The organism is Tychonema sp. LEGE 06208, assembly GCF_015207505.1.
Taxonomy (GTDB): Bacteria; Cyanobacteriota; Cyanobacteriia; order Cyanobacteriales; family Microcoleaceae; genus Microcoleus.
The window spans coordinates 21,822-32,865 of the sequence record NZ_JADEWT010000073.1 but is presented as its reverse complement, the minus strand read 5'-3'; the positions used below and the strand labels follow the sequence as shown (position 1 = coordinate 32,865).

Genomic DNA, 11,044 nt, shown 5'->3' with positions numbered 1-11,044 from the left:
TTTTTTGTTGGGCAGTTAAAGTCGAAGTAAACCCTTTTGCCATCCATCGCACCTAATTACGCACTTGATTTAGCCCAATACTTCATCTTATCATGTTTTAGGTTGAAATTAAGATGCGTTTACCCTGGGGGCACAATGGAATCGTGACAATCTGGCTCAAGTTCTGAAACATCGTTGTGCTTATTTAAATCTCGCTTTGGCCTGAGTAGTATTTATACTCATTACATATTTGAGATGCTCCCTTTCTAATCCCTCTTCAGGTCTGCCAGATACACCATTATAAAAACTAGCTTTGCCTTCAGTTTTTTTGCCACTTTTGGGGATAAAAGAACAATCGATAACGGCAATAAGTGTTCGCTGATGATCTAAGGATTTATTGAGAAATAATTTATTAAATGCGGGAAAATCAAAGCTTTTGAAAAAGTGGCGACGATTGGTTTTTTCACTCAAACAGCTATAACGACTCAGATTGGTAAAATTAACCTTGCCATAAACAAGCAATATGGTGGAAAATAAAATCACCATAAACTTCTTTTGAGCTTGACTAATACCTGGCATTTGTTGTAAAATAGATTCAAGAATATTCATGAGGCAGTTTTTTAAATTCGTGTGTTTTTTGACCTTAACCTAAAAATTGCCTTTTTTTTGATTTTTGATTCAGATTCCAATAACTTTTGTAGCTCGGCGAGCCTCGCGTCCCTCTTCCAAAACTGTCCGAAGTATTGATATTGGGGTATGTGTTTATTTTTTTGAGTAATACTTTATGGTCTATACGGTGGGTGCATCTCACTTTTGCGAATATGTCAAAAAAGGGTTAAAATGAAAAAGCTAGTAAAATCGTTAAATAAAAATGAGGTAAAGAAAATGACACCCTCAGACCAACAACAGCTAAAAGCCCACTTAAAAGCGGCAGCAGAAATTCTTTACAGAAATACAGCTCCAACCGAATTAAAAAGTTTTGAAAGTATAGAAAAATCAGTTCGTCAGCAAATGTTATCAGAAGTTGCTCCAGAACTAGGTAGCTTTTTTTTTCAGCAGTATCAGGAATTAAAACAGGAAAACCCCGAAAAATAAAATCAATAATCGGCTCCCTCGACATTACAGATAATCAGGCAAAATATTTTGGCTTAAAAGCTTACAGTCAATTTAGTCCACTGATGGAAAATTGCTGTCTTTTAATCAGTGCCAACGAATCTTATCAAACGGCAGAAAAAGATTTGGAAAAACTTACGGGGATCAAAATTTCTCACAGTACATTACTCATATTAGTCAAGACTGTAGTTTAGACTAACCAAAGATGAGAACGGTGGCTTTCAGAAGAACTAGAGCCACCGCGCCAGGAGAGAATGAGGGTGAAAAATAAAACCTATCCACTCCTTAAATGAACAGTGAACGATTAAAGGACTTTCGTCAAGCAGCATACGAGTTATTGGTGCTGGCGAAAGATGCAACATTCGAGCTGATGGATGCAGTGATGACCACTCCGAATGCGTCGTGTTTAGCGGAATTTTCACTCAATCCATTATTCAAGCGTCAATGGCCAAGCATCTATGAAGCGTTACAAGACTGTAGACCAGACCGAAAAAAACTGATGCTGCTGTATCTGGAGCAATTACAGAAAGAAGCACTCCCAACGGAACACATATTAGTGGCAATCGACCACACTGCATGGGGGAGACCAGATGCCAAAACGTTAAAAGACAGAACCCATGAATATCAGAGGGGCTCCATTGTTGGACAGGGATACAGTACAATTGCGTGGATACCTGAAGTACAAGGAAGTTGGGCATTACCCCTACTTCATGAAAGAATTAGTAGTGGGTCTTCACCCATACTTCAAGCAGCTTCCCAACTCAAACTTGTCTGTGAACAGAGTGTCAACCCAGTTTTAGCAGTTTTGGATGCTGAATATGGAAATGCAAGTTGGGTGCTGGCGCTAACGCAAGCTTCCATCCTTGCTGATTGTTTAATGAGAGTCCGAAAAAATGCCTGCTTATGGTCAGCACCACCAGCTTATAGTGGTCGCGGTAGACCACGGAAACATGGGCAAAAAATGAGACTTAACGACCCAACTACATGGCTCGAAGCTGATACTGCGATTGAAATTGACGAACATCCAGATTTGGGACCCAGGACGAGTCAGACAATGGATTGACTTACATTTTTATCGTGCCCCTGGACAAAAAGTCAATTTAATCCTGGTCGAAAGAATGAAGCCCATGTCAAACGGTCAGCCGTTTCCACCCTTATGGTTGGCTTGGGTTGGAGAACGAACTCTACCCAAGCGAAACTGTTTGGTTTAAGTATTTACGACGTTTTGGAGTGGATCATTGGTATCGATTTGCATTCGCAACGATTACATTGGACATTGCCTAACTTGAGAACTCCCGAACAATGTGAACGGTGGAGCGATTTAATGCCGTTGATGAGTTGGCAACTCTGGGACGGCTAGGGATTTAGTGGTTGAAAATATACTACGCGGGGCAATCTGCTAATATCAATGTAACTCCTGGACGTGTTGCCCAATCAATGTTTTCGCTTTTAGTTGACATTGGTACTTCTACTAAAATCCCTAAACATAGGGGAAAATCTCCCGGTTGGGAAAAAGGAAAGGTACGTACCAAGGCACCATGCTATCCCACTGTCAAAAAACGGGTTTCTCGACGCAAAAAGTCTTCAAGGTTAGCTATTTAATCTTCTACTTCTTGAGTTTTTAAGCAACAGCTTGCCTGAGATTCAAAGGTGGCTACTTTTAGCTGCGCTCATTTTTTAGTCTAAACTACAGTAACAAAAGTAGTAGGATTAATGAGACTAAATGGGTTGATGCACTTCAAAAATTGGTTGCCTGTTGTCTGTCCAAATTCTCCTATAAACTCAACTAAATCATGTACTAGCAAAACATCTATATACCCGGAGATAACGGAATCTCCAAAACAAACTCAGCTCCCCGTCTCGGTGCTGAAATGCACGTTAACTTCCCGCCGTGTTTTTGTACAATAATTGAGTGCGAAACAGACAAGCCCAGACCAGTCCCCGAACCTACAGGCTTAGTGGTAAAAAAGGGATCGAATACCCTCACACGGACTGATTCACTCATTCCAAGTCCGTTGTCTGCAATTGAGACGATGGCGCTAGTGCCTTTTACCTCTGTGCGAATCCGAATCGCAGGCGTTGGACACTGCCGGTTATCCAACTGTACCAGCGCATCGATCGCATTGCCTAGAATATTCACAAACACCTGATTGAGTTCTCCAGCAGAACACTCGACTAAAGGCAGGTTCCCGTATTCTTTAACAACTTGAATTTCTCTGCTCGCAATGCCTCCCTCGTCGCCGCTATCATCTCCATCCCCCAGCTTTACCGCTGAGTTCAGGCGGTGCTGCAAAATCAGCAGCGTGCTCTCAATCCCTTCGTGAATGTCAACCCGCTTCATCTCGCTCTCAGAAAGGCGCGAAAAATTCCGCAAACCTATCACAATATTGCGGATGCGCTCGGCTCCAACATTCATCGACTTCAGAATTTGCAGCAAGTCTTGTTTGAGGAAATCAAGTTCAATTTCCTCTGTTACTGCTGCCAATTCAGGAGTAAGATTCGGGTATGTCCGCTGGTAGGTATCGATCAGTTTTAGCAAATTTTGCATATATTCAGTTGCGTAAGTAAGATTACCGTAAATGAAATTTATCGGATTGTTAATTTCGTGAGCAATCCCTGCAACTAGCTGTCCCAAACTTGACATTTTTTCAGTTTGAATCATTTGAGCCTGAGTCTGCTGCAATTCGATCAGAGCAATTTCTAGCTGAACTGCTTGTTCTCTCAACTGCACTTCTGACTGCCTCAAAGCTGATTCAATAGAAATTCGCTCGCTAATTTCCTGCTGTAAGAGCGCGTTTTTTTCTGTAACTTCCCGCGTTCTCTCTTGCACTTTCGCCTCTAAAGTCTCGCTGTACTCCTGCAATTTTTCATTAGCTGCCGACAATTTTCTATAGAGAAAAGCGTTGTCTAAAGAAATCGCAGCTTGAGTAGAAAGAAGCTTTAAAATTGACTGTCGTTCTGCTGTGAAAACACCCGCTGCCAGATTATTTTCTAAATAAAGCACAGCAATTAAAGTACCTTGATTAATAATAGGCGTACATAAAACAGACTTAGTATTGTTTTTGACTAGGTAAATATCATTTTTGAAGAGTTCATCCCTCCCGGCATCATCTAAAACAACATCTCTTTTCGTTCGGACTACATAATTTATTAGAGACAATGGCAAATCCTGGCTGAAAGCGATTGGAAGCGACTGCTGTACTGTTATCAGATCTCGTTCTACAGAACCAGACGCTTCTATTAACAAGTTGCCATCTTTTGCTAAAATCAAAGAACCGCTTTGGGCGCCAGCGTTCTCCATCAGAATTTTTAGCAATTTTTCGAGCAATTTACTCAAAACAACTTCGCTCGCTAAAACTTGCGAAGCCTTCATTACTGTTGCTAAATCGAGGAAAGAATTACCTGTTGTACTATTTGTAGCTGTTGTTGCTGGAGAGGTAGTTCCCTCAAAGCTGGCGTTCTTAGCAGCAGATATTAGAGAAAGAAGCGGAGGATATCTTGACTCCAAATCTGCGACCTTAGTCTTCGCTCCCCACCGAGCGTAGCCGTAGTATGCTGATGCCATGTAAGTCTGACCGATCTCCTCTCTTCGGGCCGCCAAATAAAATTCAGCCGCCAGTTCGTAAGCGATCGCTTCCTCCTGAACGTACCCCTGTTTTTTAGCTCCCGCGATGGCGAGATCGTAATACTCCATCGCTTCCCAATTTTGCCCTTTCACCCGCGCTATTTCTGCCTCAACCAGCTCGTATTTATGCTGATAATTAGCCGGAGCATGGTAAGCCCAGCCCTTCATTTTTTCCTGATTCAACTCCACAATAGCCAGAGCTTCTTGTTGCTCGCTCTCCCTCCCCGATTCAGCTTGATATCGGACATTGGGATACTGAGCCAGAAGAGCTAGCGAATAGTAGAAGTTGTGAACGGCAACCGTCATGTGTCCGGGTGCGGATGCTTTATATTTTTCAGCGATAGAAGCATTTTCAACGGCAGCAGCAAACTCTTTAAATAAGTAAGATAGAATTGCTTTAGCAAGATAGGCAGCAAAAAGGGATATCTGGTTATTTGCTGTTTCTAAGATAGGCAGCATTTCTACTTCATTAAAGCTTTCGCCAATTAAGCAACATTTGTCAGCAGTAGGTCGGAAAAGATTCAAAACTATCTGCCTCCATATCTTAATGTAGTATAGCCCAAATTCTTGTTTGAGTTTCAGCAGTAAATTGAGATAATGAGCTTGGCGCGACTCTACAGATTCTAGGTAGTTGCCAATTAAAAATATATGAGCGCAAGAGTTCAAAGCACAATAGCCAGCATATTCTACATCTCCAGTATCCAGACCGCTTTGAACCCCTTCTTGCAAAGGATCTATTGTTTCCCTAGCGTGTTCTTTCCAATGTCTGATAGTAACGTTAAACAGAGTGTACACTTTAGCTGTCAGTTCTTTAGCATTAAATTGCTCTAACAGCTTCAAAGCTATCTGACCGGAATAATATCCTGCCTCTAAATCTCCAAGTGCTGCACATAGGAGCAAGCCATAAATGCTGTAAGCGTAAGCTGCTAGCGCTGAATGACCGTTTTCAATGCAGAGATTAATTTGAGTCAATACGATCTGCAAAACCATCTCAGGCTTGGCAATAGAAGCGGGAGCTGAGATAGTCATCAGCAGCCGCATCGCCGCCAGCTTATCAGGAGCGTTCATTTCGGGAACATTTTCCAAATCTATCAACGAAGGCAATTTGAGTGAGGGATTCCCGGCTGCTAGCAATTTGGGAGAAACCCCCAGCATTTCCAATATTTCCCAACCCATATCAATAGCTTTAACGAGCTGGTTTTGAGCGATATAAGATTGAATTTGTAACTCGTATACTTTCACCTTGTCAAGTAGGGTTTTTGCCTTTTGTAAAACAGCTTCAGCTAGTAGTTCAGAGTGCTTGAAGTTGGTGTTTAAAAATTCTGTTTCTACTGCTTCTACATGGAGGTTGAGAGTCAATTTATACTGACTCTGCCAGCTATTAGCAGCAAGGAGTTCCAAACCAATATTTAGATACCTGGCAGCAGCTTCGTAAGCTGTCGCTGCTTTTGCTTTCTGACCGGCAATTAGATTGAGGAAAGCTAGTTCATCTTTTTCTACTTGCCCAACTATTAAGTCAGCGCTAAAATTAAGTTGATTGACCAGAGCAAAGATATTTTCTTTTCTGTCTTCAGGGCTGGTATTTTGCAGCAAAAGTTTGCCAATGCTCAGGTGAGTCAATTTTCGCTCGGATTCGGGAATCAAAGAATAAGCGGCTTGCTGCACGCGATCGTGCAAAAACTTATAATCAACCCTGGAATCGCTGAGAATAAGTTCGCCCAATTCCTCCTGTTGAAAAACTAGCGGGATTTTGTAGTTTCCACTCAGAGGCAAAATTAAACCAGACTGAAGTGCCGGCCACAGACCTGAAGCAATAACTGATTCTGACTCCTCATTCACAATTGCCAAAATGCTTAAATTAAAAGTGCTGCCGATGCAAGCCGCAAAATTTAAGAGTTTTTGCGTTGATGCCGGTAGCTTTTGAATATTCTTTGCTATCAGTTCAACGATATTGCAATCTGCAATGCCAATGGTTTGAATTTGCTCAATGTCCCATTGCCAAATACCGATAAAAGTGTCGTAAGTTAGCAGTTGTTGGGAATCCAACACTTTCAGCAGTTGAGTTAAGAAGAAGGGATTGCCTTGAGTTTTAGTGAAAAGCAGTTCTGAGAAAGATTTTATACGCCTAGCTTCGGGAGATTCATTGAGCGCGTCCGCAATTAGCTGCTCGACATGGTTTAGGTGTAAAGGTTTAACAGTAATATTATTGATGGCAGCCCCACTTTCTCGAATCTTTTCTAATGTCTGAATCAAGGGATGAGCTGGATTCACTTCGTTATCCCGATAAGCTCCGATCGTTAACAGATATTGGCTGTCGCGATCGCTCATCAGCAGTTGGATTAATTTGAGGGATGCTGAATCAGCCCACTGCATATCGTCTAGGAAAAGAACGAGGGGGTGTTCGGGTTGACAAAAGACTTTGAAGAACTGTTGAAAAACGCGATGAAAGCGGTTTTGGGATTCATAGGAACTCAGTTGTGGTACTTCTGGCTGATGACCGACAATCAGTTCAAGTTCGGGGATAACATTAATAATTAGAGAACCATTTTGACTCAGTGCCGTTAAAATCTTCTCTTTCCAAACAGCTATTTTTTCCGAATCTTCTGTTAATAGCTGTTGCAAGAGGGACTGGAAAGCTTGAATCAGCGAAGCGTAAGGAATATTGCGCTTAAACTGGTCAAATTTACCAGCAATAAAATACCCCCGTTTCGCTACAATAGGTTTGTGAACTTCATTCACTAAGCAAGATTTGCCAATTCCCGAAGAACCGCTGACCAGCATCATTTCGGCTGTGCCGAGACTGGTTCGTTTAAACGCTTCCATTAATACAGCTACCTCTTCCTTCCTGCCGTAGAGGTTCTGCGGGATCAGCAGTTGATTAGATAAATCTTTAGACCCTACAATGAATCGTGAAATTGTGCCGCTTTCCTGTAACTGAGCTAGGCAATTTTCTAGGTCGGCTTTTAGTCCCTCAGCAGTTTGATACCGCTCTTCTGCGGTTTTGGCTAATAATTTGAGTGCGATGTCAGAAATTGCTTGGGGAATTTCTGGATTTAACTGAATCGGCGGAACTGGTTGCTTTGCTAAATGGCAGTGAATCAATTCCATTGGGTCTGTGGCTGCAAAAGGTAGGGAACCTGTCAGCATTTCATAAAAAGTTGCACCCAAGGAGTAGAAGTCGGTACGATAGTCAATCGACCGATTCATCCTGCCCGTTTGCTCTGGGGATATATAGGCTAGGGTGCCTTCCAGACAATTAGGATTGTTAATTGTTTGGTTTTCTCTGCCCAGGCGAGAAGAAATGCTAAAATCTATAATTTTAACCAACCAAGTTTCGGGATTGATGATAATATTTTTCGGCTTAATATCTTTATGAACGATCTGCTGTTTGTGGAGTTGCCCTAAAGTTTCCGTTAACTGAATTGCTATTCTGAGAAAGCTGATAAAATCGTTCTTGAGAGAAGCAAGGATGTAATTTAAAGATTGAGCGCCAAAATCTTCCATAATTAAGGCGAAGCTGTTCTGGTATCTTTCCAGCCCCAAACACTTAACAACTCCTGGGATGTTCAAGTTTTTTGCGATTTCATATTGATACTTTAAATTAGCAACATCAAGGGGATGTGGATACTTAGAGCTTAGTAGCTTAACAATAACAGCCTGTTGGTTCTGAAGATTCAACCCCCGATAAACAACTGTTTTCACGCCTTCGTTAATTTTTTGAAAATTTGTGTAGCCCGGAAGTTTTAGCATCTGATTGGGAAGTAAAATATTATGACTCTACAGCAAGGTACTACCTATAGAACCCATTTGACATCTTTTCTTGAACAATAAGGCAGACAAATCAGCCGTCTGGCATAACTTAATAGCGACAAGGCGAGAAATCAGGTGGGGATGGTAACAAAAAAGCTGAAATCTATCTGGCATAACGCTTGTGGCAATGGCAATAGATATCAAATGGGTTATATAGCAATCCTAAATCATTTGCATAATTATTGTAGGGGTTCTTGGTCGGTGGTTTCCCGATAGATAGGGGGTAGGCATGGGGGTACTATCCCTACAAATTTATCTGAATCATTTAGGATTGCTATATATCTAATTCTGATTATTCATTTTACCAGTCAAAGTTTAAAAATCTGATTCACCCACAATTTTTTGAGGAGATCCCGAAATTGCCCTAGATACCTGCATACCTGAAGTAACAGTTGCTTCAAGACTACTAATATTAATCCCATTAAGTGTCCAGTCACCAGCTAAATAAAGATTATTAAAGCCGGATGCATCAGGTCTGAGGCGATATTTTGTACTTCCCTTGAGAGACATGACATAACGCTCAGAAGGCTCAATATTTGCCCGCCAAAACTGAGAATTAAATCGTTCTAAACCCGTACCATTTTTTGAGTCAACAAGTAAGTTCCAATTCAGAATATCTGAATTTTTGGGTAGGGTTATTTTAGGCCATAAAACAGCAATATTTTGCTGAAACCACTTAAAAGCCGTTTCTTTGACCCGATTCATTTCTTGGTCAGGAAACGAATGATCTACAAAGGCTGGAATTTCCTCGATCTCTTCCAAAGGGCCACAAAAATAAGCAATACTACCTGGATAATGTTCTGAAGACCAACCCTCAGAGACATTGAGATGGCTCATATCAGCCCAAGTGTTAAAGGGATGTGCATAAGCATCTATAACAGGATTAGGCATCATCCAGCCCAATTCTGGTAAGCTAGGTTTTAGCCAGAGCTGCAGTGCCTGGGTTTGAACAGTCTTGACCTTCTCTACCATCTGCTGCCATTCTTTGCGAGCTTCGATTAGCTCTTGGCAGATATATTTTAGTGCTCCTAGAGAAATTCCCAGAACCACAGAATCAAAATCTTCTCCTACATTGAGCTCGATATCCTCCACATCGTCCCACGACATCCAGGCCGATTCTAGATTAATTTTCCTGAATTTAAGTTCTTCCCCTTCAACAAGCTGATCGTAGAGAGGAGAACTCGGCCAACAGGGCAGTTTGTTAACATCAACAAGCGGTTCGTAAACATTGTTTTTAAGCGTAACTTGGCGACTAATTTGGATCGTTTTAATAGTCTTTTTGTCCTCAGAAAGCTTCAGATTTTCGACACGATGGAAAAACTTAAACTTAACACCCCGTTGCTTGAGTACCTCGTAAAGTGGTGCGAAGATGGTATCTCCCATACCAGATTGCATTTTCCAAAAAAACGCACCCTTATAAGTAAGAGTCATGCGTAGAAAGCAACGAAGCGCAGCTCCAGCCGCTAAATTTGGTTGATTGACATTACCGTTCTCGTAACTAAAGACAAGGTCGTAAAGACCCTGCACTGGTGCCGAATTGACGCTAAGTTCAGAAGCCCCATGTTTACTCAACCACTCCCGGACATCATAGTCATCAATAGCATTAAAGCCATCAAAAATAATACCGTCCACAATTACACCCTGGATGATGGTGTATGCTAAATCCACAAGTATCCACAGGCGACGAAACTTGTGGTGAGCTTCTATTATTTCCTCAACAATTCGGAAAAGCCAAGTTCTGAATTGACCCAGACACCAAAGCAGAGCATGGTGTTGTATAGCTCGGTGCGTTTTAGGATCTTGTGGCAATTCCTGAACTAATTTTTGAGCAATATATAATAAACCAATTTCATAAGGAACATTAGGAATTTCTAAGTGAATATTCATCTCTTTCAGTAGAGATTTTATCGACTCGGGAATCCCTGTAAAATCCAATAATTCTTCGCCTTCAGATAGAGTGCTAAATAAGTAGGATGAACTCTTAAATTGATCGACCATAAACTCGACGAGCAAGCAAACAGACTCCCAAACAGAGGGCAATTTATCACTTTCTCCAGGCAGTAAATTATTTGTTGGGAAGTCGTAGGGCCAAAGTACCCACTGTTTGTTGATATATTCAGGAAATGCAATGAAATTGTGTGGCTTGAAAGCGTTCTGCCAGGTAGCAAGCGGGATGTCTTCACTCCGTCCTAATTCTTGATAGCACTGACGCATAACTCGAAAGGTATTTTCGTAAACTCCCATCAAGATATGTAGGCCATGTTCCTCAATTCGAGCTTGGGCATTCATATTGCGTCCACTCGCACCTTTGCCACCCAGACGCCACCCCATTTGATAGAGTATAATCTCATATTTTTCCTTCCAATCAGGTTGACTTGTCAGTTCAAAAGCTGCTGTAAGAGAAGCCATACCTCCGCCTAAAATGGCAATTTTATTTTTTTTCATAGTTTCAGCCATGATTTCTTTTTCCCCATGCAAAAGTAGTACATCAATCTTCTAATTTAGCTGCATCCAAAT

Annotated in this window: 4 protein-coding genes and 1 pseudogene; 2 read left to right on the top strand and 3 right to left on the bottom strand. The window is 41.5% G+C overall.

What is annotated here, in order from left to right; all coding sequences use genetic code 11:
• Window positions 1–180: 180 nt before the first annotated feature.
• Entirely contained in the window at window positions 181–588 is a 408-nt protein-coding gene (locus IQ263_RS28710) for a hypothetical protein (RefSeq protein ID WP_228050172.1), read from the bottom strand.
• A 276-nt stretch (window positions 589–864) separates the two neighbouring features.
• On the opposite strand from IQ263_RS28710, the pseudogene IQ263_RS18710 reads away from it, so the two are divergent.
• Window positions 865–1,274, top strand: a pseudogene (locus IQ263_RS18710) (ISKra4 family transposase); the annotation flags it as partial.
• Between the two features lie 107 nt (window positions 1,275–1,381).
• Window positions 1,382–2,155, top strand: coding sequence for a transposase (locus IQ263_RS28705; RefSeq protein ID WP_228050171.1), 774 nt, complete (start codon window positions 1,382–1,384; stop codon window positions 2,153–2,155).
• Between the two features lie 747 nt (window positions 2,156–2,902).
• Here the strand turns inward: IQ263_RS28705 and IQ263_RS18700 are convergent.
• Both IQ263_RS18700 and IQ263_RS18695 read right to left on the bottom strand, forming a co-directional pair.
• A complete protein-coding gene (locus tag IQ263_RS18700) occupies window positions 2,903–8,467 on the bottom strand; it encodes a trifunctional serine/threonine-protein kinase/ATP-binding protein/sensor histidine kinase (RefSeq protein ID WP_194069134.1) in 5,565 nt (1,854 codons plus the stop codon).
• A gap of 375 nt (window positions 8,468–8,842) precedes the next feature.
• Complete coding sequence (locus IQ263_RS18695) at window positions 8,843–10,984, bottom strand: NAD(P)-binding protein (RefSeq protein WP_194069132.1); 2,142 nt, start codon at window positions 10,982–10,984, stop codon at window positions 8,843–8,845.
• Window positions 10,985–11,044: the final 60 nt, after the last annotated feature.